The organism is Pseudarthrobacter phenanthrenivorans, from assembly GCF_036455295.1.
GTDB lineage: Bacteria > Actinomycetota > Actinomycetes > Actinomycetales > Micrococcaceae > Arthrobacter > Arthrobacter phenanthrenivorans_C.
Map to the genome: position 1 here is coordinate 38,398 of NZ_JAYXNX010000018.1, position 22,698 is coordinate 61,095.

The 22,698-nt window shown below is 65.9% G+C and carries 20 protein-coding genes and 1 pseudogene; 10 read left to right on the top strand and 11 right to left on the bottom strand.

From position 1 onward, the window contains the following. The first annotated feature begins 1 nt into the window (after window position 1). The 3 genes from VXJ37_RS18215 to VXJ37_RS18225 all read left to right on the top strand — a co-directional run bounded on the left by VXJ37_RS18215 (window position 2) and on the right by VXJ37_RS18225 (window position 1,768). Window positions 2-835 (top strand): aldo/keto reductase, encoded by an 834-nt coding sequence (locus tag VXJ37_RS18215; RefSeq protein WP_331324448.1) that lies wholly within the window; start codon window positions 2-4, stop codon window positions 833-835. A 132-nt stretch (window positions 836-967) separates the two neighbouring features. Further along, complete coding sequence (locus VXJ37_RS18220) at window positions 968-1,234, top strand: GlsB/YeaQ/YmgE family stress response membrane protein (protein WP_043451908.1); 267 nt, start codon at window positions 968-970, stop codon at window positions 1,232-1,234. Window positions 1,235-1,360: 126 nt separating this feature from the next. Then, window positions 1,361-1,768 carry a YtxH domain-containing protein gene (locus tag VXJ37_RS18225; protein WP_331324449.1) on the top strand — a complete coding sequence of 136 codons (408 nt, stop codon included), beginning with the start codon at window positions 1,361-1,363 and terminating at the stop codon, window positions 1,766-1,768. A gap of 144 nt (window positions 1,769-1,912) precedes the next feature. On the opposite strand, the gene VXJ37_RS18230 is transcribed toward VXJ37_RS18225, so the two are convergent. After that, window positions 1,913-2,683 carry a putative protein N(5)-glutamine methyltransferase gene (locus VXJ37_RS18230; protein ID WP_331324450.1) on the bottom strand — a complete coding sequence of 257 codons (771 nt, stop codon included), beginning with the start codon at window positions 2,681-2,683 and terminating at the stop codon, window positions 1,913-1,915. 265 nt (window positions 2,684-2,948) lie between these two features. Here VXJ37_RS18230 and VXJ37_RS18235 point away from each other — a divergent pair, with 265 nt between their 5' ends. Both VXJ37_RS18235 and VXJ37_RS18240 read left to right on the top strand, forming a co-directional pair. Beyond that, window positions 2,949-4,010, top strand: a complete 1,062-nt coding sequence (locus tag VXJ37_RS18235; RefSeq protein WP_331324451.1) for a lactonase family protein — start codon at window positions 2,949-2,951, stop codon at window positions 4,008-4,010. Between the two features lie 324 nt (window positions 4,011-4,334). Next, window positions 4,335-7,334 (top strand): alpha-amylase family glycosyl hydrolase, encoded by a 3,000-nt coding sequence (locus VXJ37_RS18240; protein WP_440589834.1) that lies wholly within the window; start codon window positions 4,335-4,337, stop codon window positions 7,332-7,334. Window positions 7,335-7,406: 72 nt separating this feature from the next. Here the strand turns inward: VXJ37_RS18240 and malQ are convergent, their stop codons facing one another. Both malQ and VXJ37_RS18250 read right to left on the bottom strand, forming a co-directional pair. Further along, a complete protein-coding gene (malQ, locus tag VXJ37_RS18245) occupies window positions 7,407-9,629 on the bottom strand; it encodes a 4-alpha-glucanotransferase (RefSeq protein WP_331324453.1) in 2,223 nt (740 codons plus the stop codon). A 173-nt stretch (window positions 9,630-9,802) separates the two neighbouring features. Then, entirely contained in the window at window positions 9,803-10,537 is a 735-nt protein-coding gene (locus VXJ37_RS18250) for a GAF and ANTAR domain-containing protein (protein ID WP_331324454.1), read from the bottom strand. A 178-nt stretch (window positions 10,538-10,715) separates the two neighbouring features. Between VXJ37_RS18250 and VXJ37_RS18255 the strand changes: the two are divergent. From VXJ37_RS18255 to VXJ37_RS18265, 3 genes and pseudogenes are all read left to right on the top strand, one after another. After that, a pseudogene (locus tag VXJ37_RS18255) lies at window positions 10,716-11,763 on the top strand (aldo/keto reductase). 44 nt (window positions 11,764-11,807) lie between these two features. Further along, window positions 11,808-12,332: a DUF488 domain-containing protein gene (locus VXJ37_RS18260; protein ID WP_331324455.1), complete on the top strand. Its 525-nt coding sequence runs from the start codon at window positions 11,808-11,810 to the stop codon at window positions 12,330-12,332. A 92-nt stretch (window positions 12,333-12,424) separates the two neighbouring features. Beyond that, window positions 12,425-12,721: a DUF3040 domain-containing protein gene (locus VXJ37_RS18265; RefSeq protein ID WP_331324456.1), complete on the top strand. Its 297-nt coding sequence runs from the start codon at window positions 12,425-12,427 to the stop codon at window positions 12,719-12,721. Here VXJ37_RS18265 and VXJ37_RS18270 read toward each other — a convergent pair. Both VXJ37_RS18270 and VXJ37_RS18275 read right to left on the bottom strand, forming a co-directional pair. Then, window positions 12,632-13,687, bottom strand: a complete 1,056-nt coding sequence (locus VXJ37_RS18270) for a DMT family transporter (RefSeq protein WP_331324457.1) — start codon at window positions 13,685-13,687, stop codon at window positions 12,632-12,634. The genes VXJ37_RS18265 and VXJ37_RS18270 overlap by 90 nt on opposite strands. After that, the gene (locus VXJ37_RS18275) at window positions 13,684-14,280 is read right to left on the bottom strand and encodes a TetR/AcrR family transcriptional regulator (RefSeq protein WP_331324458.1); all 597 of its coding nucleotides are present in this window, start codon (window positions 14,278-14,280) and stop codon (window positions 13,684-13,686) included. The genes VXJ37_RS18270 and VXJ37_RS18275 overlap by 4 nt, the downstream gene beginning before the upstream one ends. A 242-nt stretch (window positions 14,281-14,522) precedes the next feature. Here VXJ37_RS18275 and VXJ37_RS18280 point away from each other — a divergent pair, with 242 nt between their 5' ends. Beyond that, window positions 14,523-14,822, top strand: a complete 300-nt coding sequence (locus tag VXJ37_RS18280; RefSeq protein WP_018772148.1) for a DUF4193 domain-containing protein — start codon at window positions 14,523-14,525, stop codon at window positions 14,820-14,822. An 84-nt stretch (window positions 14,823-14,906) separates the two neighbouring features. Here the strand turns inward: VXJ37_RS18280 and VXJ37_RS18285 are convergent, their stop codons facing one another. The 6 genes from VXJ37_RS18285 to VXJ37_RS18310 all read right to left on the bottom strand — a co-directional run bounded on the left by VXJ37_RS18285 (window position 14,907) and on the right by VXJ37_RS18310 (window position 21,740). Beyond that, a complete protein-coding gene (locus tag VXJ37_RS18285) occupies window positions 14,907-15,389 on the bottom strand; it encodes a hypothetical protein (protein ID WP_331324459.1) in 483 nt (160 codons plus the stop codon). After that, a complete protein-coding gene (locus VXJ37_RS18290; protein WP_331324460.1) occupies window positions 15,386-17,851 on the bottom strand; it encodes a molybdopterin oxidoreductase family protein in 2,466 nt (821 codons plus the stop codon). Before VXJ37_RS18290 ends, VXJ37_RS18285 begins: the two co-directional genes overlap by 4 nt. A gap of 91 nt (window positions 17,852-17,942) precedes the next feature. After that, window positions 17,943-18,944, bottom strand: coding sequence for a bile acid:sodium symporter family protein (locus tag VXJ37_RS18295; RefSeq protein ID WP_331324461.1), 1,002 nt, complete (start codon window positions 18,942-18,944; stop codon window positions 17,943-17,945). Window positions 18,945-19,103: 159 nt separating this feature from the next. Beyond that, a complete protein-coding gene (locus VXJ37_RS18300; protein WP_331324462.1) occupies window positions 19,104-19,691 on the bottom strand; it encodes an AAA family ATPase in 588 nt (195 codons plus the stop codon). 48 nt (window positions 19,692-19,739) lie between these two features. Next, window positions 19,740-21,035 (bottom strand): MFS transporter, encoded by a 1,296-nt coding sequence (locus VXJ37_RS18305; protein WP_331324463.1) that lies wholly within the window; start codon window positions 21,033-21,035, stop codon window positions 19,740-19,742. Window positions 21,036-21,092: 57 nt separating this feature from the next. Further along, the gene (locus VXJ37_RS18310) at window positions 21,093-21,740 is read right to left on the bottom strand and encodes a bifunctional 4-hydroxy-2-oxoglutarate aldolase/2-dehydro-3-deoxy-phosphogluconate aldolase (protein ID WP_331324464.1); all 648 of its coding nucleotides are present in this window, start codon (window positions 21,738-21,740) and stop codon (window positions 21,093-21,095) included. A 91-nt stretch (window positions 21,741-21,831) separates the two neighbouring features. On the opposite strand from VXJ37_RS18310, the gene VXJ37_RS18315 reads away from it, so the two are divergent. Continuing rightward, window positions 21,832-22,638 carry a DeoR/GlpR family DNA-binding transcription regulator gene (locus VXJ37_RS18315; RefSeq protein WP_331324465.1) on the top strand — a complete coding sequence of 269 codons (807 nt, stop codon included), beginning with the start codon at window positions 21,832-21,834 and terminating at the stop codon, window positions 22,636-22,638. The last annotated feature ends 60 nt before the right edge of the window (window positions 22,639-22,698 follow it).

A 22,698-nucleotide genomic window follows, 5' to 3' on the forward strand; every position in this document is an offset into this window, starting at 1 on the left:
CATGACACTTGCACCGCTCATCGAACTCAATGACGGCAACAGAATTCCGCAGCTGGGGCTCGGCACCTGGCCACTGGACGACGAACAGGTGGCTGCCGCCGTCGTCCAGGCCGTGGAAGCCGGCTACCGGCACATCGATACCGCTGTGAAATACGGCAACGAACGCGGCGTGGGCAACGGCATCCGGGCCAGCGGCGCGGACCGGAGCGAGCTGTTCATCACCACGAAGCTGGACGGTGAATTCCAAGGCCATGACCGGGCGGTGGCTGGCCTGGAGGGGTCGCTGAACCGATTGGGGCTGGATTATGTGGACCTGCTGCTGATCCACTGGCCGCTGCCCGGGAGGGACCAGTATGTGTCCACCTGGCAGACCTTCGAGCGGCTGCAGGCGGAGGGGAAGGTCAGGTCCATCGGCGTGTCCAACTTCAAGCCTGCCCACCTTGAAAGGCTCATGGCCGAAACCGATGTGGTCCCTGCTGTGAACCAGATCCAGCTCAGCCCCGCCATAACCCGGACGGCAGAGCGTGAATTCCACTCCCGGCACGGAATTGTCACGGAATCCTACAGCCCTCTTGGCGGCTCAGGCGCTGGTTTGCTCAGCGCCCCCGTCCTTTCCCAATTGGCGGAAAAACATGGAAAAACCCCCTCCCAGCTGGTCCTGCGGTGGCACGTACAAAACGGATTGATAACGATTCCCAAGACCTCCTCACCGGGCCGGATGGCAGAGAACCTGGACGTCTTCGATTTCGCCCTGGACCCGCAGGATCTAGCGGAACTTTCGGTCCTGGACGAGGGGCCCGGGGCAGGCAACGATTCCGACCGGACCGGGCACTGAACCCGCCCGGAAGTGCACTTTTTTCCAAAAACGGGGTTGGCAAAAAGATAGTAAGCATGATTACTATTGAGCCAGAAGGACGAAGTGCCTCCGGAACATGGGGGCCTCCTTTACTTAGGAAGAGAGCGACAAATGGGATTTATTGCATTTCTGATTCTCGGACTTATTGCCGGTGCGATCGCTAAGGCGATCCTCCCGGGCAGGCAGGGTGGCGGCTGGGTCATCACCCTGATCCTGGGCGTCGTTGGCGCATTGCTCGGCGGCTGGCTGGGCGGGATGATCTTCGGCAGTGGACTGCAGGAGTTCTTCTCGATCCAGACGTGGCTGCTGGCGATCGTCGGTTCGCTGATCGTCCTTGCCATCTATGGCATGGTCACCAAGCGCAGCGCCCGCGGATAACTGCACGGGCAAGCCAGGAGGCCGGCCTGGGGACACCATCCCCAGGCCGGCCTTCATTTTCTCCGGCGCGGGGCGCCCGCCGCCCCAGCCGGGACTGACAACCTTCTCGCAGAGCAGGAGTTCATCGTGAAAAACAAGCTTCTTTTGGGTGTAGGCGTTGCCGTCGGCTACGTCCTTGGCTCGCGGTCGGGCCGTGCTGCTTATGACAAGCTGAAGGCCCGCGCGGCCGGCATCTGGGACAGCAAGCCGGTCCAGGACAAGGTTTCCGTGGCCACGGAAACCTTGAAGGAAAAGGCTCCTGACGTGGCAGACCAGCTGGGTGAAGCTGCGCGCAGGGCCGGGACGGTGATCGGTTCTGCCATGCATCGCGACAGCACCTCCGCCGCCAAGGGAGCCGCCGGCACGTCACCGGCGCCCACCCAGGGAACCGACGTTGGCGCCGGGAGCCTGGGCGAAGACCATATCCCTGCCCACAGCACCCATCCCGAAACCACCAACCTTGGCACGGCGGACGGAACGGGAACCCACTCCTGATAACGCCCCATCCCGTTTCATGACGGAGCACGGCCGTATGACTTCGGCCTGATCCGGCGTTGTGTTACAACTGAACAGCCTTGCCGGCCGACGCGATCCTTGGGGGACGCGGCGGCCGGCAACGTTTAACGGCCGTTGGGCACCCTAGCGCTGCGGGCTTGCCGGCGCACGCCCCAGGGCCACAGTCCCATCCAGGTCCCCTGAGTGGACCGCCTTCACGGCGAACCCGGCCGCGGCAAGGAGTGCGGAGGTGCCGCCCACCTGCCGCTGGCTGGTTTCGATAAGCAGAGAACCGCCGGGGGCCAGCCATGCCCGCGCTTCTGCGGCAACCCGTCGATGAAAGTCCAAACCATCGCGGCCGCCATCGAGGGAGCCGGGAGGTTCGAACAACCGCGCCTCCGGCGGCATGGTGGGAATGGCCCCGGTCGGCACATAGGGGGCGTTGACGGCAAGGACCCCTACCCGGCCTCGGAGTGCGGGCGGAAGGGCCCTGAACAGGTCACCCTCATGGACGTGTGCGCCCAGGGGTTCAAGGTTCCGGCGGGCGCACCGCACTGCTGCAGGTTCCACGTCCGCCGCATGCAGTTCCACCCGCGGGACGTGTTGAACGATTGCTGCTCCCACGGCCCCGGATCCGCAGCAGAGGTCAACCACCACCGGAGATTCCGGCAGCGAATGGTTCTGCAACACGGCAACGGCCTCGTTGACCAGCAGCTCGGTGCGGCGCCGGGGCACGAAGACGCCGGGCTCAACCAGAACACGCAACCCGGAAAACTCCGCCCACCCCAGGATGTGCTCCAGAGGAACACCCTCCATCCGGCGCCGGACAGCGCGGGAAAGTTCTGCGGGACCCGACCCTTCCGCCAGCAGGAGCCGGGCTTCCTCTTCGGCGAAAACACAACCCGCAGACCTCAACAGGGGGACGATCTTCCCGAAGTCCAGCGGCGGAGGCTGGCCCTGGACACCGGTCAGTCCAGGTGGACGCGGACCAGCGCCTCGCGGGTGGCCGACGGGCATCTCCACGCCGGCTACGCCCGGCTCCCGGAAGGGCGGAGGGAAGGGTCAGTCAAAACCAGTGCAGCAATAATCCCACCCGCCTCCTTCAGCCTTGGCCGGAATTCCATGCTAATCGGTGGCCTGACGCACCGGAATAGGGACAGGATGTTGGCAGGATGGGACCATGACCACCCGCGCAGCCCACAACAACGCAGGCCCCACCATCCTTTGGATCGGCACCTATACTGCCGACGGCGGGGGCCACGCGGACGGCATCGGTGCTGTCCGCGAGCACGAGGACGGCAGCCTCGAATGGCTGGGGACCGCGGCCGAGGCGCCATCACCGTCGTTCCTGGCTGTCCACCCGCGGCTGCCCTTGGTGTATGCGGTGGAAGAGCAACGAAAGAAGGTCCACGCGTACCGGCGCCTGGGGGATTTTGGCCTGGAAAAATCCGGGCAACCGCAGCCGGCGGGCGGGGCGACCTGCCACGTGGCCGTTGATCCTGCCGGCCGGTTCGTCACCGCGGCATGCTGGGGTGACGGGCAGGTCTTCCTCTACGAGTTGGATGCCGACGGCGGCATGGCACGGCAGTACACCGCTGCGGCGTCGGTTGATCCACACGCCGCCGCTTCTCCGGGCAGCCCGAGGCAAAGCCGCGCCCATGCCAGCCTGATGCTGCAGGATGGCCGCGTCATGACCACCGATCTGGGCCACGACACGCTCAGGATCTGGGACTACAAGCCGGGCGCCGGACTGGTCCTCGACCACGAGGTGGTCCTCCCCTGCGGCAGCGGCCCACGGCACCTTGTGGAGCATCCGAACGGAAATGTCTTCATCATTTCCGAGTACTCCGTGGAAGTCTTCGTGGTCCGCCCCGAGGCAGGCCCCTACGAACTGGTCTTCTGTGGACCTGCCACCGCGGGCGGCAGCCGGGAAGGCGACTCGGCCGCTGAGATCTGCCTGGGCCCGCAGGGACGCTTCGCCTACGCCGGCGTCCGCGGCTCCAACCTCATCAGCGTCCTGAAAGTTGCCGCGGACGGCACCGAGCTCATCCCCGTCAAGGACTTTGACAGCGGCGGAAATTGGCCGCGGCACCACCTGGTCCGGGGACCATGGCTGCACGTGGCCAATGAACGGTCGCACTCCATTGCCACTTTCGAACTGGACCCTGCCACCGGCCTTCCCGGCCCGGTGCTGCACAACCTGTCCACGCCGTCCCCCACCGTCCTCGTCGCGGCCCCCTGAACGTCACTGGGGGCCTCACTCCGGACATTCCCCAAACACTGGAGTAATTCAGTGCAAGCGCTTACAGTTGTGGCTTGGTTCACAAGGAAAGCGTGCTGTCCTTGTGAACCCTCCTGCCGCATCCCACGTCTACGGCAAGCCTGTCCAGCAGCGCTGCTTCCCAGGAAGGTCTCACCCTTGTTATTTCGCACCCGTCCCGGCGCGCCCCCACGCGCCCACCTGCCGGCAAGCCCGGCAGGAACAACCCAGCCATCCGCCGCCCCGCCGACCCGGAAACGCATTGTCAACCGGTCCGCGGCCAGCCTCCTGGCAGCCGCGGTGGCCATGTCCGCCGCAGTCCTCCCGGCCTACGCCGCCCCGGGCACAAATGATCCCAAAGACCCCGGCGGCAAGAGCCATGGGTCTGCATCCGCCCTTCATTCGCTCCGCGGTCCCGTGACGGACGAGAACTTCTACTTCGTCATGGCGGATCGGTTCAGCAACGGCAGTACCGCGAACGATCAAGGTGGCCTGGGCCCGGATCCCATGGTGTCCGGCTTCGATCCCACGAAGAAAGGTTTCTACAACGGGGGTGACCTGGCCGGCCTCCGCAACAAGATCGACTACATCCAGGGCCTGGGGACCACATCCATCTGGCTGACCCCCAGCTTCAAGAACAAGGCAGTCCAGCCCGAGGACAAGTCGGCCGGTTACCACGGCTACTGGGTTACCGACTTCACCCAGATCGATCCGCACCTGGGCACCAACGCCGAACTCAAGGCCCTCATCGATGAGGCGCACGCGCGCGGCATGAAGGTGTACTTCGACATCATCACCAACCACACAGCGGACGTCATCGGCTACCAGGAGGGCGACCGCAAAGGCTACGTCTCCAAGGACGCCGTCCCCTACAAAACCGCCTCCGGCGAAGCCTTCGATGACCGGGACTACGCAGGCACCGGGACCTTCCCCCAGCTGGACGCCAACACCTCCTTTCCCTACAAACCCGTCCTGGCCCCCGGCGAAGAGAACCTCAAAGTTCCCGCCTGGCTGAACGACCCCACGCTCTACCACAACCGCGGCGACACCACCTTTAGCGGCGAAGACTCCATGTACGGTGACTTCTTCGGCCTCGATGACCTGTTCACTGAAAACCCCAAAGTGGTGCACGGGATGGAGGACATCTACAAGTCCTGGATCGGCGACTTCGGCGTGGACGGCTTCCGGATCGACACCATGAAGCACGTGAACAACGAGTTCTGGCAGGAATTCGGCCCCAACGTCCTCAGCTACGCCAAGGAGCACGGCAAGGACAAGTTCTTCATGTTCGGCGAGGTCTTCGACACCACCAAGAGCTTCACGTCGCAATTCACCACCCGCAACAAGATGCAGGCAGTCCTGGACTTCCCGTTCCAGGACGCGGCCCGCAACTTCGCCTCCAAGAGCCAGGACGCCCAAGCGCTGCAGGCCTTCTTTGCCGGTGATGACTGGTACACCGACGCCGACTCCAACGTCTACGAACTGCCCACCTTCCTGGGCAACCACGACATGGGCCGCATCGGCAGCTTCATCAGCCAGGACAACCCCGCCGCCACCGATGCCGAGAAGGTGGCCCGCGACGAACTTGCCCACGAGCTGATGTATTTCTCCCGCGGCAACCCCGTGGTGTACTACGGCGACGAGCAGGGCTTCACCGGCCCGGGCGGCGACCAGGACGCCCGCCAGACATTGTTCGCCAGCAAGGTCCCCGAGTACCTCGACGACGACCTGCTGGGCACGGACGCCACCCACGCCACGGACAACTTCAACCAGGGCCACCCGCTCTACGCCAAGATCCAGGAACTCGCTGCCCTCACCAAGGAGCACCCGGCACTGCGGAACGGCGCGCACCAGCACCGCTACGCCTCCGATGGGCCCGGCATCTACGCCTTCTCCCGGACGGACGCGCAGGACCAGCGCGAATACGTGGTGGCGCTGAACAACAGCACCCAGCCGCAGACGGCCGAAATCCCCACCTACATTGCCAAGCGCAGCTACACGCGCATCTACGGCGAAGGGGCAGAGGAGGCCACAACCTCCCAGGACGCCAAGCTGACGGTCACCGTGCCGCCCCTCTCCGCCGTAGTCTACGAATCCTCGGGCCGCATTCCGCACTCAAAGTCCGCTCCCGCCGTCGTCCTTCAGCAGCCCGCCGCGGCCCCCGCTGACAACGGACGCGTTAACGTGACGGCCGACGTCGACGGTTCCTCGTTCTACGAGGTCACCTTTGAGGCGCGCACGGCAGGCGGCGGCTGGCAGCCGATCGGCACCGATGACACCGCGCCGTACCAGGTGTTCCACGACGTCGCTGCCCTCGACGCCGGCACCCCGCTGGACTACCGGGCCACCGTGCTGGACAACGGCGGCCACACTGCCACCAGCCAGAGCCGCTCAGCAAGCGTCCCGGCCCCTATCCTGACCCTGCAGAAACCCGCCGAGGGCAGCAGCGTGGAGGGCAAGGTTGAACTCAGCGCCACCGCCGATCCCGAGAAGGCCAGCCACGTGGTGTCTTTCGAACGGAGCGTGAACGGCGGCGGGTGGACCGCCGTGGGCACCGATTCGTCGTCGCCCGTGTACTCGGCAACCGATGATGCCTCGGGCCTGGCTGACGGCACCAAAGTCCAATACCGGGCCACCATGGCCGGCACGGGCTTTAACGTCACCAGCGACACCCGGACGGTCACCGTCGGCCAGGCACCGCAGCCCGACTCTGTTACGGTTGCCGGATCGCTCAACCAGGCGATGGGATGCAGCGCCCAGTGGGATCCGGCCTGCCCGCAGGCAAAAATGGTGCTGGATCCTGCGGACCGGATCTGGCGGCTGACCGTGGACCTGCCCGCCGGGAAATACGAGTACAAGGCTGCGCTCAACGGCGGCTGGGACGAAAATTACGGCGCCGACGGGCAGCTGAACGGACAGAACATCGTGCTCAACCATCCCGGCGGCCGGGTCACCTTCCGCTACGACAACAGCACGCACCTGCTCAGCGCCGTCTACGCCTCCCAGCAGCCTGCCGCGGTTGCCGCAGCCGGAAGCATGGACAGCGAGCTGGGCTGCGCCTCGGACTGGGAGCCCTCCTGCGGGCAGACGCAGCTGGTGCTGGACCCGGCTGACCTCGTCTGGAAGCTGACCGTTCCGGACCTGCCGGCGGGAAGCTATGAATTCAAGGCGGCGCTCAACAAGTCGTGGGATGTCAGCTACGGGGCAGGAGGCGCCTCGCCGGGAGCCAACATCGCCTTTGGGCACAACGGCGGGCCGGTCACCTTCCGGTACGACCACTTCACGCATGTGATCACTGCCGGCTAGGTTAGCCGCCCGACAAGCATCGTGGCCCCGCCGCTTCCAGGAGCGGCGGGGCCACGGCGCTTAAGCCGTTACTCAAGACCCGTGCAGGGATCCTTCCACCGCCGCGAGCAGCGCGTTGAACCGCTTGTTGCCGGGGAGGTCATCCAGATAGACGGGTTTGCCGTCCGGTCCGCCCAGCGGAACCTGCCAATTGGGATACAGCGCCTCGGTGGTACCTGGCTGGTTTTGCACCCGCCGCTCCCCCACGGCGTCCACCAGGGCCACACCAAGCAGCACGGACGGCGCCTGGGCCAGGAGCAGGTGCAGCGCCTCGATGGTGTGCTCCTCGGCCGCCTGGGCCGTACCGGCACCGGCAGTCCCCTCGGAGAGGTAACCGCGCTCCCGCAGCAGGGCAAACATCTTCTCAAGGGATGCGTTGTGCTCGGCGCGTTCCTCCTGCTCGGACCGCTCCAGCAGGCCCAGCCTGCTCCGCAGCGCCACGTGGTCCCCTGCCAGGTAGCCGGCCGTGGGCGGAAGGTCGTGGGTGTTCACGCTGGCGAGCGCCTGCATCCGGTACTTTTCCGGCGCAAGGGGCGAATCGCCGTCGTACTCAAACCACAGGATGGACGTGCCCAGGATGCCGCGCGCCGCAAGGTAGTCGCGCACCCACGGCTCGAAGGTGCCCAGGTCCTCCCCGATCACCACTGCCCCGGCACGGTGCGCCTCGAGGGCGAGGATGCCGATGAGTGCCTCGTGGTCGTAGCGGACATAGGCGCCGTCTCCCGGTGCGTTCCCCATGGGGATCCACCACAGCCGGAACAGGCCCAGGATGTGGTCCACGCGGATGCCGCCGGCGTGGCGGAGGACGTTGGCCAGCATGTTGCGGAACGGCTCGTAACCCGCCTCTGCAAGCCGGCCGGGGTGCCATGGCGGCTGGCCCCAGTCCTGGCCCTGCTGGTTGTACATGTCCGGCGGCGCGCCCACGCTGGTGTTCGGGGCCAGGACTCCCCGCAGTGTCCAGGCGTCGGCACTGCTGTGATCCACGCCGACGGCGAGGTCGTGCACAACTCCCAGCCGCATCCCGGACCGCAGGGCAGCCCGCTGGGCGTTCTCCAGCTGCTCGTCGCAGATCCACTGCAGCCAGCGGTGGAAGCCAATCCGGTCAGCCAGCTTCTCCCGGAGCGCCTCCACCTCCGGTGTCCCAATAGCATAGGCCGGGTCCTTCCACAGCGGATCGCCGGGGGCCAGGTCCTCGCGGATGGCGGACCAGAGCGCAAAATCCTCCAGCCCCTTGCCGGAGATGCGGCAGAACTCTTCGAAGGCGGCCTGCCGGGCGGGCGACCGGCGCGTGTGGTACAGCATCTCCAGGGCCTGCAGCTTGGCGGCATACACGGCGTCCCGGTCCAGGTGTCCGCCTTCCTTGTTGAGGACGGCAGCTTCTTCATGCAGCTTTTCCAGTGCCGCCCGTTTGCGCGGCCGGAGGTAGGCCAGTTCCGGGATGGCCTCGATGCGGATGTACAGCGGGTTGAAGAACCGGCGGGTGGACGGCGAGTAGGGCGACGGCTGGACCGGCGGAACAGGCTCCGCCGCGTGCAGCGGGTTCACCAGCACGTAATCGGCGCCGCGGTCCCCGCTGATGGCTGCCAGGTCGGCCAGGTCGGCAAAGTCCCCGATGCCCCATGACCTCTTTGACCGGACCGAATACAGCTGGGTAGCCAGCCCCCAGCCGCGGCGCTCTTCCAGCGGCTTGGCTGTGGCAAGCCGTGCCGGCGTCACCACCAGGGTGGCAGTGGCCGCGCGGCCCTCCGTCTCCGCGTGCAGGGTATGCCAGCCCAGCGGCAGGTCAGCGGGAAGGGAGAACGTGGCACGGCCGGTGGAGATACCGTCCACCTCCCGGGGCTGGACCCAGACGTCCTGCTGGACGGCCTCCCGGGTTGCGGCTCCCCCCTCAAGGGCAATGGTCAGGCGGGCAGTGGCACCATCCCGGACATGGACCGGCACCTGGGCGGGCTCGCCCTGTTTGATGACGACGGCTGGCGGCAGCACCTGCCGCCAGGGCGCCAGTTCCGCCTCTGCCAATGCAGCTTCAATGTCCTGGTTGGTGCGTGCGTCCACGCCCAGGGCGGCGAGCACCTTGACCAGGGTCTCCTGGGCAACGGAGTGCGGCAGCCCGTCCCAGCCCTGGAAAGAGGTCCCGACGCCGTGCGCGCCGGCAAGCTGGTGCAGGAGGTGGGAATTCACCGGCTCAGGGGCAGCGGCGGGAGGGTCTGCGGGCAAAGCTGGCCGTGGTGCGTGCTGCTGGTCTGAAGCCGTCATGGGTGTCCGCCTCGTCTGTGATGGTCCCGGAACTTACAGTGCTGCTGTTGTTGTACCCGGGCGCTGACACCCCCGTGCACATCCGTTGGTTCAGATTATTGCAGGGCGGCGCGGGGACGAAACCGGCGCGGCATATAACCGGGGCAGGTCCGGACTGGAGGCGGCGGCCCTTTCTAGGGGTCGAAGTGGGTGGTCACCGGCCCGTCGCTGACCCGGCCGATGATCTCCCCTGCCAGTTCCCGCAGCTTCTGGTTGCGGTGGCTTGACGCCTTGGTGAGCAGGGCCATGGCCTCATCCTGCGTGCAGCGGTTCTGAGCCATGATCACCCCGCAGGCCACGTCGATGGCGGTTCGGTTGGCCATGGCCGCTTTGAGGTCATCCGCCAGGTTCTGGGCGTCCGCGATCCGCAGTGCCAGCCGCAGGGCACGGCCCGCCAGATCCGCGAATCCCTCCGCCCTGTGGATCACTCCGGCGGAAAAGACATCCGCTTGGGAGGCGAAGAAGTTCAGGGCCGCCGCCTGGTTTTCGTCCAGGGCGAGGGGAACGCCGAGTACGCTGCGGCAGTCATTCTCTGCCAGCACCTTTTGGTAGGCGGGCCACCGGGTATCAGTCCCTACATTGGAAAGGACCACGGGCTTCATGGCTTCCAGTGATGCGATGCAGGGCCCGTCCCCCAACTCCTGTTCCAGCTTGTCCAGCATGGCGGCGCGCCCGCTGCTCCCGGCGATGGTGGCGTTGCGTTTATGGCGGCGCAGCGTCACCCCGCATTCGATGAAGACGCCGGCGGCATCGCCGAGCGTGGAGGCGGCAACCGTGGACAACTCGGTGAGGAAGTCAGCCACGTTGGTGCTGCCGATGATGAGGTCATGCAATTGAACGAAATCGCCGTCATTGCTGGGGGTGCCCATGCCTCAATATAAGCGCTGTTGCCCGCCCTGCGCGCGCCATAAAACGTCATGCCCGACGCCGGGGTTTACTCCATGCGACGAAAAGCGAAGGACTAAGGCGGGAATCTGTGGCTCGCTGCCAAATCTGTGTAGCGTCGTGACGATCCCGGGCACGGCAACTGGATGGAGGAGACCGGAGATGAGCCTCAGCGAACTGCGGGTGTTCGGACGGTCGGGAACCCCCATCAGTCCCCTCACCCTTGGCACAATGAATTTCGGCGAGGGAAACGGCGGTCCGCAGGGCGCCCCCACCGGAGCCGACGAAAGCATCCGCATCATCCACGCGGCACTGGACTCCGGCATCACCGCGATCGATACCGCGGACGTCTACTCCCAGGGAGAATCCGAGCAGGTGGTGGGCCGTGCGCTGCGAGGCCCGCAGGGACGACGTCTTCCTGGCCACCAAGTTCCACGGCCAAATGAGCCCCAATCCGGCACACTCCGGGAATTCCCGGCGCTGGATCACCCAGGCGGTGGAGGGCAGCCTCCGCCGGCTGCAGACCGACCGCATCGACCTGTACCAGGCGCACCGGCCGGACTACAACACCGACCTCCTGGAAACCATCACCACCCTCAACGACCTGATCCGCCAGGGCAAGATCCTGTATTACGGCACCTCCGTATTCACCCCGGCGCAGCTGGTGGAGGCGCAGTGGGTTGCCACCACCAACCACCTCATCCCGCCGGTGGGCAACCAGGTCCCGTACTCCATGCTGGTCCGCGGCAACGAACGCGACGTCCTGCCCATCGCCCAGCAATACGGCCTGGGCGTCCTGGCCTATGGTCCGCTGGCGGGCGGCTGGCTCTCCGGCAGTTTCGTCCTGGAGTCCGGCAGGCCACCCACACGGGTCCACTCCCTGCCAGGGCGCTATGACATCTCCGGGCCTTCCAGTGAGCGGAAGCTGCTGGCCGCGGATGCACTGGCCCGCTTAGCAGACAAGCTGGAGCTGTCACTCGTGGACCTGGCGGTGGGCTTTGCCCTGACCCACCCGGCCATCAGCAGCGTGATCATCGGGCCCCGCAGCGGCGAACACCTCCAGGCCTACCTACGGGCGGCGGACGTCCGGTTGGGCGAAACGGTCCTCGACGCCATCGACGACCTGGTGCCGCCGGGCACCAACTTCGTGGAGCGGGACGCGGGCGCCATCGTGCCGTCCATCGAGTTCGCGGAATTGCGACGGCGGTAGCCGGCGTCGGCAGGCCTGCCCGTCCGGTGCTTATGATGGCTGGGATGCAAACCCTGTTCACGGTCGGTCACGGCACCGCCTCCCAGGAGGACTTCACGTCGCTGCTGCAGAGCGCGGGCGTGACATCCCTGGTGGACGTGCGGATCGGGCCGGGCAGCCGCAAACATCCGCATTTCGGCAAGGACCGGATGGCAGAATGGCTGCCCCAGGCGGGTGTCGACTACCGCTGGGAGAAACAGCTGGGCGGGTTCCGGAAACTGCCTCCGGACTCGCCGGACACGGCCCTTCGCAACGAATCGTTCCGCGCCTATGCCGCGTACATGCGCAGCGAAGACTTTACGGCGGCAGTTACGGACCTCGTTGCCGGATCCCAGGCGGTCCGGACGGCCATCATGTGCAGCGAAACCCTCTGGTGGCGTTGCCACCGCAGGCTGATCTCGGACCACTGCCTCCTGCTGGCCGACCTGCCGGTTGAACACCTGATGCCGCCGGACAAAGCGGTCCCCCACACTCCCACCAAGGGTGTGCGGGTGCTGGGGAATGAGCTGCGCTACGACGTTGTGGAGTGACCGCCGGTGGGTGGCCGCGCTATTGACTAACCGGTAGAACACTCCTACGGTCTTTACCTAACACCGCCTCCCAGGGAAAACAGGGGCCCGCCATGCCGATGTCCGATGAGGAACGACGCCTGCTCAAGGAGCTGGAACTGGGGCTCATTGCGGACGACCCCCACTTGGCCATGGAGCTGCTGTCCGGGTATCCGGCGCGCCGCTTCCCCGCAGGCATGTTTCCCGGGATGGCTGCGGCGCTGATCGGCCTGGTGCTCGTCGTCGCAGGCGCTGGACTCCCCGCCCCGGGCGCTGTGGTACTAGGAATTTTGCTGCTGGGGCTGGGCGCCTGCCTGTTGCTGGGCTCCACTGTGCTGGCCCGGAGCGCGGGACGGCAGCCTACCGGCTGACCGCTGTTGCGCCCTGGCTCGTCCGGGCACGGTGCGCAGCCGCCGCGGTCCGGGCGTCAGGATGAAAAGGCTGGCCAGCACGACGGCGGCGCCAAGCCAGCCAAGTGCGGGGAGCCGCTCGCCCACCACAAGCACGGCCAGAACGGCAGCTATCACTGTTTCCAGCAGGGAGATGCCCGTGGCCGTACTCGCTCCCACCCGGGCCAGGCCCCAGCCAAACAGGAGATACCCGGCGAACATGGGCACCGCAGCCATGTACGCGCCCACGGCGGCATTGCCCCAGGACTCCAGCAGCGGGCCGCCCGTCAGGGCAAGGACCGGCATGAGGATGAGCCCGCCCACGCCGAAGACGGCGCCCATGGCAGCCCTGGAAGAGAGGCCCTGCCCGCTGAGGCGGTGAGCAGCCCAGGAATACAGGGCATAGGTGGTGCCCGCCAGCAGCCCAAGGAGGATTCCCGCCGTCGAACTCCAGCCATCGGCTGGCAGACCGCCGGTTTGCGTCCCGGCGGCCGGGGCGTGCCCGGCGAAGGACAGCAGGGCGGCCCCGCCCACTCCCAGGAGTGCCCCGAGCATCCACCGGCGGCCCAGGGGTTTCCTGTCCGCGAAGCGTTCGATGAGGGCAGCCGCCACGGGGGCGGACCCGATGGAGACCACGGTTCCCACGGCCACGCCGGAGAAATGCATCGAGCTGTAGAAGGCCAGCGGGTAGACGGCGACGGCCATGGCGCCGAGCGAGACCAGGCGCCACCGTTCGAGCAGGCTGCCCCTCTGGATGGCGATGTGCCGCGCAGCGTACAGCGCCTGGAACAACCCGCCCAGGCCCATCGCGGCGGCGCCGATGGCCAGGGGGCTCACGGCGGCGGCGAAGGTGGCGGCGGTTCCGGTGGTCCCCCAGAGGACGGAGGCCGCCACAACGGCGAGCGCTCCCCGCAGTTGCGCGTTCCGGTGGGTTAGGGCGGGGTTCACAAGGCGTCCAGGATTTCAGCTGCGATGACCCGGGCCTCCTGGAGCGGGGCGTCGTTCCCTTCCAGGCCCGCCCTGGCCATGGCGCCCTCGAGCAGGAACGCCAGGTGCGCTGCGATACCGCGGGCGCGCTCGTCCTTGCCTTGCAGCCGCTCTGCCACGTGGATGCCAAGGAGCTCCTGCACCTCTTCCTTGTGGCGGCGCACTGCGGCCCTGCCGGGATCCCCCGCAGGCAGTTCGGCGGCGGCGTTAAGCAGGCCGCAGCCGCGGAACCCGTGCTCGTACGCGGAATTGGCATGGTCGAGGTAGGCGTCGAAAACCGCCAGGACCCGGTCCCGGGGAGTGCGGGCCGATTCCAGCCGCTTCCGGTAAAGCCCCAGCCATTCCTGGTGCCTGGCTTCCAGGTAAGCCGCCACCAACTCGGCCTTGGAGCTGAAGTTGTTGTAGAGGCTCTTCTTGGCCACCCCCGCGCTGGCTGTAATCGTGTCGATTCCGGTGGCAGCAACGCCGTTGGCATAGAAAAGACGCGCAGCAGCCTCGAGCAGCAGCTCGCGGGCCGGGCGGCGGACGGAAGCTTTGGTGTTCCCAGCTGGCACGCTAAACCCCTGACGCGGTAGTAGGTAGACCATTCTACCTACTACCGTGTCGGGAGGAAATCCAAGCACCTCCAAAGCGTGCGGCGCATAGGTCCAGGCTGACAGTCAGGCACCTGGTCCAGGCGGGGCCGCCCTGCGCGGCAACAACTCTGCCCGGCGCGGGAATTTGTTGTCCGCGTCCGGCGTTGTCGATCTGTCCGGAACAATCCGGGCACCAGCAGCTGGACAGGAGAACACACCACATGTCAGTTGACTACGACGCTCCGCGGGTGACTCCCGAGGAAGAGCCGAATGTCGCCCTGGAAGAGCTGAAGTCCGACAAGTCCGGCCGCCGGGAAGCTGCTCCCGACATGGACGAAACGGACCTCGCGGACAGCTTTGAGCTGCCCGGCGCAGACCTCTCGAATGAGGAACTGCTCATCCAGGTGGTCCCCGTGCAGGCGGACGAATTTACCTGCATGTCCTGCTTCCTGGTCCACCACCGCAGCCAGTTGGCCCGGGAAAAGGATGGGAAGAAGTACTGCAAGGAATGTGAGGGATAGCAGGGGTTACGGGCCGGCGGGGTTTGGATTCCACCTCTTGGACTCCGCACCCCCGGCCGGGGCAACCCACCCTTCAGGGAGGTTCTAACTGACCAGGACCTGGGTAGCTGACTCCTTCAACTTGCCGTTCGCCCACTTCATCTGGCGGATGGTCTGCGGATGGCATCTCTCGGCCAGGGCCAGCAGGTTCTTGTCCTTCATACCCTGCGCGGCCTGGGCCAGGAGTTCCCAGTCGGCAGAGACTCCGCAGGCCTTCAGGTAGAGCTCGCGCAGGTCACGGAGCAGCAGCATGCCGGTTTCGGGGCGCCGCCCCACCATCTCGCTGCCTTTCTCCCTGACAGTTTCCATCAGCCCTGTTTCGCCCCGGGGTTCCGGATCCAGGTCCTGCCCGTAGTTCCCGGCGATGTCCGCGATCTCCCGCACATGCTGCTGGGACCAGCGCGCCAGGTCCCGGGCCAGGTGGTAGATCTCGTGGTCCACCTTGTGCCGCTCGGAGATGACCAGCAGATGGTGCGCCAGGTCGTTTTCGGAACGGTGCATTTCCTCCAGTACCAGCCCGAATTTCATCGTTCCCCTCCTGCCGTTCCGGTGGCTTCATCGGCCAAGGCGGTGGCTATGCCCGTGGTCCTGGCATCCTCCGGGAAGCCGCCCACCGGAGCGGATGCTGTGGTGGTAGGCGCCGGGGACGGCCCATCGCCGCTGGAAACCCTGGTAATTTTGGCCGCAGCCGTCTTGAAAATGGGCTGCTTGGACGCGGCATCCCAATCGGTGATGGTCAGCTCATTCGCCGCCCTGCCTGCACCGTCCGGCTGGTGTCCGCCGTCCGTGTCCCAGTAACCATAATGGAACGGCAGGAACAGCACACCGTTCCGGATGCCGCTGATCCGCACCCTGGCGCGGACGGAACCGCGGGGCGTCTCCACCTCCGCCAGGTCGCCCTCGGCAATCCCATACGCCCCGGCGTCGTCCGCCGACAACTCAACCCAGACGTCAGGCGCGGCTGCCTGCAGTTCGGGCGCCCGGCCGGTCTTGGTGCGCGTGTGGAACTGGTAGAGCGTGCGCCCGGTGATGAGCTGAAGTGGGAAGTCCTGGCTGGGCAGCTCGTGCGGGGGCATGTACTCGGCGGCCTTGATGATGGCTCTGCCCTCGGGGTTCAGCGCCTTGTACTCCTTGGGCTCCACGGGCGCGCCGGTGATGAGGTCGCGGCCGTAGGTTTCGCAGTACTCCGGGTGGGCCCAGAACTTTCCGTCGGCGTAGATCCGTTCGGTGCCGTCCGGGTTCTCCTCGTTGCACGGCCACTGGATGCCGGAACCGCCGCGCAGTTTGTCGTAGGTGATCCCGGTGTAGTCGCAAGGGCGTCCCCGGGTGCATTCCTTCCAGGCTTCGAAGGCGGACTCGGGATCGTGCCACTTGATCAGCGGCTGCCCGTCCTTGTCCTGCAGGCCCATCCGGTGCGCGTAGTCGATGAAGATTTCCAGGTCCGGCTTGGCTTCGCCGGGCGGGTCCACGGCCTTCTCCGAAAGATGGACGGTGCGGTCCACATTCGTGAAGGTGCCCGTCTTTTCGCCCCAGGTCGCGGCGGGAAGGACGACGTCGGCCAGCTGCGCGGTCTCGGACAGGAAGATGTCCTGCACCACCAAAAACAGGCGGTCCTGTTCGAGGATGCCCCGGATGCGTGCCAATTCGGGCAGCGATACGGTGGGATTCGTTCCGCTGACCCACAGCATCCGGATGGAGCCGTCCTCCGCGTAGCGCATCATCTGCATCACGTGGGTGGGCGGGGAGTAGTGCGGGATGGACATGGGGTCGATGTTCCAGACCTTCGCCAGGTCCTGGATGTGTTCGTCGTTGGACCAGTTCCGGAAGGCGGCCAGGTCGCCGTCGGCCCCACACTCGCGGGTGTTTTCCGCCGTGGGCTGGCCGTTCATCTGCAGGATGCCGCAGCCGGGTTTGCCCAGCATGCCGCGGATGATGTTGACGTTGTTGACCTGCACGGCGGCGGCAGTGGCCTGGTTGGACTGGTAGAAGCCTTGCAGCACCGTGGACAGCAGCCGCTCGGCGTGGCCGATAATGCTGGCGGCTTCCTGGATTTGCTCCGCAGGGACGCCGCAGATCTGCGCCACCAGGGCCGGCGGATAGTTCTTGACCTCTTTTTCCAGCTCGGAGAACCCCACCGTGTGCTCCTGGATGTACTCCTGGTCCACCCAGCCGTTGGTGATGATCTCGTGCAGGATGCCGTTCATGAGGGCCACGTTGGTGCCTGGCCGCGGAGCGAGGTGAACGGTGGCCGCCTTGGCCACGGGCGTCATGCGCGGGTCCACGCAGATGATTTGGGGCGGGTTGGGGCCGGCCAGCCGGTCCAGCATCCTGGTCCAGAGGACGGTTTGGGTTTCCGCCACGTTGTGCCCGTACAGGGCGATCACATCAGCGTGGTCCACGTCCGTGTACGAGCCGGGCTGGCCGTCGCACCCGAACGATTCCTTCAGCGCCTCGCCCGCCGTTGCCGTGCATAGGCGGGTGTTGCCGTCCACGTGGTTGGTGCCGATGCCGCCGTGCGCCAGCGTGCCCAGGGTGTAGTACTCCTCGGAGAAGAGCTGCCCCGTGGTGTAGAAGCCGAGCGCGCTGGGGCCCTGCTCCGCGAGCAGCGCCCTGGACCGGTCCACAATGCGCTGCATGGCGGTGTCCCAGTCGGTTTCCACCAGCTTCCCGCCCTCCCGGATGAGGGGCTTGGTGAGCCGGTCGGGGGAGGCGTTCGCCTGCCAGCCGAAGAGGTCCTTGGGGCCGAGGCGGCCGTGGTTGACGCGGTCCACGGCCCGTCCCCGCACGCCAACGATCCTGTTGTCCTTGACGGCGATGTCCATGGCGTCACCGTTGGAATGCAGGAGTGACGCCGTCTGGACCCACCGGTCCACGTCCTCCGCGGCCACCCCCTCGGCCAGGTGGGTATCCACCCTGACCGGCCACTGGCCGCCGCTCTCATACGGCGTCCGTGTCCCCCATGGTTCAGCTATTCGGTCAATCCGAGTCATCCGTCCACTCCTTACAGGAACCGGCGGGCAGCGTCGACGGCGCTGTCCCTACCGGAACCTTTACCCGGAATGGAGGGCTGGAAACGGGAGCTTAGGCCCCCCTGTCCTCCAGCGGACGGCGCGCCAGCCACGCAGCCACGATGGCGCCGGAGATGTTGTGCCACAGGGAGAAGACGGCGGACGGCAGTGCGGCCAGCGGCGTGAAGTGGGCAATGGCGAGCGTCGATGCGAGGCCGGAGTTCTGCATGCCCACTTCAAACGCGAGGGCGCGGCGGGCCTTGTCGTCCAGGCGGCCCAGTTTGCCGGCAAGGTACCCCAGGCCCAGGCCGAAGCCGTTGTGCAGCACCACGGCGAGGAACACGATGGCGCCTGCGTCGATGATCTTGCTGGCGCTGCCGGCCACCACGATGGCCACAATCAGGGAAATCACGACGGCGGACGCCCACGGCAGTGCCGGGAGCACCTTGGCCACGAGCTTCTTGAGGAAGAGCCGGGCGAGCAGGCCGGCAACCACCGGCAGCAGCACGGTCTTGACGATGTCCTGGACCATTCCGGCGGCATCGATTTGCAGGTACGAACCGGCAAGGAACAGGACCAGCAGCGGGGTGACGACCGGGGCGATCAGGGTGGAGACGGAGGCGACCGCCACGGACAGGGCAACGTCGCCCTTGGCCAGGAAGGCCATCACGTTCGAGGCCGTGCCGGAAGGGGCGCAGCCCACCAGGATTACGCCGACGGCCAGTTCCGGCGGGAGGTTGAGGGCACCGGCGATAAGCCAGCCGGCGCCGGGCATGATGACGTAGTGGGCAACGATGCCCAGTGCCACGGCCCACGGGCGCTTGGCCACGGCGGCGAAGTCGGGCGGGGTCAGGGTCAGGCCCATGCAGAACATGATGATGCCCAGCAGGTAGGGCACGCCCGGTCCCATGGGCTTGAAGGCTCCGGGGAGCAGGAAGCCGAGGATGCCTGCGGCGACCACCAGGATGGGGAATACCGTCACCGCGATGCGGGCAATCCTGCCTTCCGCCTCGAGCGCGGGGTTGACGGGTGTTGTTCCGTCGGGGGAATTCTGGGGTTTAGTTGCCTCAAGCATCCAATAATGGTGGCACCGGCCTATAGGATTCTGCCAATCGATGACCGTGAACGGTAACAACAGCGGAATCCCCACGTGGAGACTCCTCTTCGGCCGGAGGGGAAAAGAACAGCGCACGACGGCGGACCTCGGCCATTGTGCGCTGTTCTTTCACTGCTCTTAGGCAGCCCCGGCGGTCACCGCCGCAGCAAAGGAGGTGACATCCACGGCAGCGCCGCTGTTATCGAAATCCAAGTGACGCGCCTGCTTCCACCGGCAGGAGTCACCCTGCGCCCCCGCCCAGAACGTTTCCCAGTTGGCGAGCTTCCATTCGTCCCGCGGGTAGCCTCTGGCAAGCAGTCGCTGGCGCAATGCGTCCCCGGCGAGCCGGACGTGGACCACAATGAGTTCGGCCTCCGGCCACTGGTGCCGGACCTTGACCTTCGCCAGGTAGTCGTCGTCGGAGAAGAACTTGCCGAAGGGGGCGTCGAGAACCACGGAGTTGCCTGCCCTCAGGTTGTCGCGGGTGAGGTCAAGGATGGCCCCGTACTCCAGCGGCATGATGGTGGTCTGGTAGAACTCGTTGTTGTCCCGCTCATTAGGGTCCGAGCCGTTGAGCTTCAACAGCAACTCCGTAAAGCGGATGGTTGCGGTGTCCTTGTCGATGTGGGCCGCGCCAAACCGCTCCGCGAGGTGCCGGCTGACGCTTGATTTTCCCGAACCTGCCGGGCCAATCACAAAGAACACTTTGGGGATGGTACTGGTCAACTGCTTGTTCTTCCTTGAACTGACGGTCCTGGGTTACCAGGGGTCGGGCTAGGTGGAGGCGGGGGTGCGGCGGTCCTTGACGAAGAAGCCGTAGGACACAGCGCCCACGATCAGGAGCAGCCCGCCAATCAGGAACACCAAGGTGTAGTTGCCGCCGGTCGAATCAAGGATAAGACCGGTGACGATCGGGGCTACTGCCGCTCCGAGGAATCCGCCGAAGTTCTGGATGGCACCCAGGGATGCCACCTGGTTGGGCTCGGCGATGTCCGAGGCCAGGGTCCACAGCACGCCGATGGGCACCTGGGCTGCGAAGTAGCCAAGGGACAGCAGGACGATTGCCAGGGCCGTGTTTTCCACATAGGCAACGGGCAGCACGGCTGCCGCCGCGAGGAGCGCGCCACCCACGATGGGAATCTTGCGGGCGCGGACCACGGGCACGCCGCGGGCTATTGCCTTGCCGGAGAAGATGCCGCCCGCGAGGACACCGAGGATGCCGCAAAGGAACGGCAGTCCTGCCAGCCACCCGATCTGGCTGAGGCTGAATCCGCGCGCGGTCTGCAGGTAGCTGGGCAGCCAGGTGAGGTACACCCAGACGGTGTAGAAGATGCCGAAGGCGCCAATGACCATGAACCAGGTGTTCTTCTTCGTCAGGAGTTCGCCCCAGCCGGCCTGTTTTTCCTTGGGCCGAAGCTGCTCCTCGAACTCCTCGCCCTTGATGATGAACTGCTCCTTCAGGGTGGGATCACGGTAAACGCGGAGCCACACCAGGGCGATGACAATGCCCAGGGCGCCGATCACCAGGAACATCCCGCGCCAGCTCATGGTGAGCATGAGGAAGGTCAGCAGCGGCGGGGCGATCGCGTTGGCAATCTGTGAACCGGTGTTAACGATCGAGACCGGAAGGGCGCGTTCGGTCTTGTTGAACCACTTGTCCGCGACCTTGAGTCCGGACGTAAAGAACGGCGACTCTGCAACGCCCAGTGCAACCCGGGCAGCGTAGAGGAACCCGAAGGAGTTGGCCAAAGAGGACAGCATGGACACAACCGACCAGAGACCGGCGGCCCAGGCAAACATTTTCTTGGGGCCAAACCGGTCCACCAGGTAGCCGGCGGGAAGATTCGCGATGGCGTAGGGCCAGGAGAACGCGGACAGCAGCAGTCCCATCTGCAGGGCGTTGAGGCCGAACTCCTTGGCGATGGTGGTGTTCGCAATACTCAGGTTATTGCGGTCCATGTAGTTGATGATGCCGCCGATCACGAGCAGGGCGATCAGGTACCACCTGATCCGCACGTTCTTGACCGGCCGGTCGGGGGCGGTACCGATTTCTGCTGAAGCTTGGCTCATGCAGCTCACTCCTTTGTGTTCTGCCGGCACGGGTGCCGGCCTGGGGGGGTGCCCGGCTTAGCGGCGGGCGTCTTCTATTGCTGTGAGGAAGGTGCGGGCGGCCTGCGCAACCCGACCGTAATCGCCGTCCTCCTGGGCGGCCTTGGTGACAAAGCTGCCAACCCCGACGGCGGTGACGCCGGCCGCGAACCACGCTTCGACGTTGGCCGGACTCACGCCTCCGGAGGGCATCACGGGCGCCTGGGGCAAAGGAGCCAGGATGGTCTTGACGTAGGCAGGGCCGCCGAGCTCAGCCGGGAACAGCTTGACGATGTCGGCACCGGCTTCGAGGGTGTTGAGCACCTCGGTCGGGGTGAATGCACCGCTGGCGGTGACCACCTGGTAGCGGTTGGCAGTGGCGATCATCTTCGGATTCAGCTGCGGGCTGACCAGCAACCGCGCACCGGCGGAGATGGAGGCATAGGCGGCTTCGGCGTCGAGCACGGTCCCCGCTCCAACCACGATCCCCTGGTCGCCGTACTTATCGGCCAGGCGTCCGATGACGCCCAGGGCACCGGGAACGGTCAGCGGAACTTCGACGGCGCGGATGCCACCTTCGATGGCGGCTTCGGCCACGCGGTAGGCCTCGTCGGCAGAATCAAGCCGCGCGATGAGCAATGCGCCCGTGCGGATGATGGTCTCTAGGGTTTCAAATTTATTTAACATCGTTTAATAGATTAGACCAAAGATTCACAAAGGGGAACAGCCTGTGAAAAGTTGTTAAGCTGGATCTACTTCAGCCAAAGGAGAGAAGTCTGTGAGCCCAACAGCCCGGCCCCTGATCCCCGAGCAGCGCCACCAGGAGATCCTGCGCCTTCTCCGGCGGGAAGGCGTCCTGAGTATCCGCAGCCTCACCGACTACATGAACGTGTCCCACATGACCGTCCGGCGGGACATCACGGCCCTCGAGGACCAAGGGCAGGTGATATCAGTCCAGGGCGGCGTTCGCCTCGCCGACTGGACAAGCCAGGAACCCCCGCGGGAGCGCGAGTTCCGCGCGCAGCTCGAGCTGCCACGCAAGCAGGCCATCGCGGAGCTTGCTGCGGGATCTGTGGAAGACGGGATGGTGCTTTTCCTCGATGCCGGGACCACCTGCCAGTCGGTGGTCCCCTATCTCTCCGGGCGGCAGGGCATCACGGTGGTCACCAACGACTTTTACGTGGTCACCAGCCTGTTCGCCTATCCCCATATCGAGACCATCCACACCGGCGGTGCCGTGGACCCGTCCAGCGCCTCAAGCTGCGGACGGATCGCCGCGGACGTGGTGAAGTCCATCAACATCGATCTGTGCTTCCTCAGCACAGGGACATGGAACGTATCCCGGGGCATCACTACGCCGGTCATGGACAAGGTGGAGGTGAAGCTGGCCGCACTGGAGGCCTCGTCGTCGTGCTTCCTGCTGGCGGACAGTACCAAATTCGGCACGGTGTCGCGTTTCAACGTGGCACCGCTTGAAAAGCTGGACGGCGTTGTGACCGATGACCAGCTGCCCCAGGAAATGCAGGAGAACATCCGCGATCTGGGAGTCACCGTCCAGGTGGCAGCCCTTGGAAAGGCCGCCTGACGGGCCCGTTGCCTTAAGAGCAGCTGCCCGCCCCGGAAACCGGGGCGGGCAGCTGTATGT

Bases quoted from the DNA above. Each gene is read 5' to 3' on its own strand.
- VXJ37_RS18215 (WP_331324448.1), top strand. From the start codon at position 2: ATGACACTTGCACCGCTCATCGAACTCAATGACGGCAACAGAATTCCG.
- VXJ37_RS18220 (WP_043451908.1), top strand. From the start codon at position 968: ATGGGATTTATTGCATTTCTGATTCTCGGACTTATTGCCGGTGCGATC.
- VXJ37_RS18280 (WP_018772148.1), top strand. From the start codon at position 14,523: ATGTCAGTTGACTACGACGCTCCGCGGGTGACTCCCGAGGAAGAGCCG.
- VXJ37_RS18235 (WP_331324451.1), top strand. From the start codon at position 2,949: ATGACCACCCGCGCAGCCCACAACAACGCAGGCCCCACCATCCTTTGG.
- VXJ37_RS18260 (WP_331324455.1), top strand. From the start codon at position 11,808: ATGCAAACCCTGTTCACGGTCGGTCACGGCACCGCCTCCCAGGAGGAC.
- VXJ37_RS18290 (WP_331324460.1), bottom strand. From the start codon at position 17,851: ATGACTCGGATTGACCGAATAGCTGAACCATGGGGGACACGGACGCCG.
- VXJ37_RS18295 (WP_331324461.1), bottom strand. From the start codon at position 18,944: ATGCTTGAGGCAACTAAACCCCAGAATTCCCCCGACGGAACAACACCC.
- VXJ37_RS18305 (WP_331324463.1), bottom strand. From the start codon at position 21,035: ATGAGCCAAGCTTCAGCAGAAATCGGTACCGCCCCCGACCGGCCGGTC.
- malQ (WP_331324453.1), bottom strand. From the start codon at position 9,629: ATGACGGCTTCAGACCAGCAGCACGCACCACGGCCAGCTTTGCCCGCA.
- VXJ37_RS18240 (WP_440589834.1), top strand. From the start codon at position 4,335: ATGTCCGCCGCAGTCCTCCCGGCCTACGCCGCCCCGGGCACAAATGAT.
- VXJ37_RS18310 (WP_331324464.1), bottom strand. From the start codon at position 21,740: ATGTTAAATAAATTTGAAACCCTAGAGACCATCATCCGCACGGGCGCA.
- VXJ37_RS18265 (WP_331324456.1), top strand. From the start codon at position 12,425: ATGCCGATGTCCGATGAGGAACGACGCCTGCTCAAGGAGCTGGAACTG.
- VXJ37_RS18250 (WP_331324454.1), bottom strand. From the start codon at position 10,537: ATGGGCACCCCCAGCAATGACGGCGATTTCGTTCAATTGCATGACCTC.
- VXJ37_RS18285 (WP_331324459.1), bottom strand. From the start codon at position 15,389: ATGAAATTCGGGCTGGTACTGGAGGAAATGCACCGTTCCGAAAACGAC.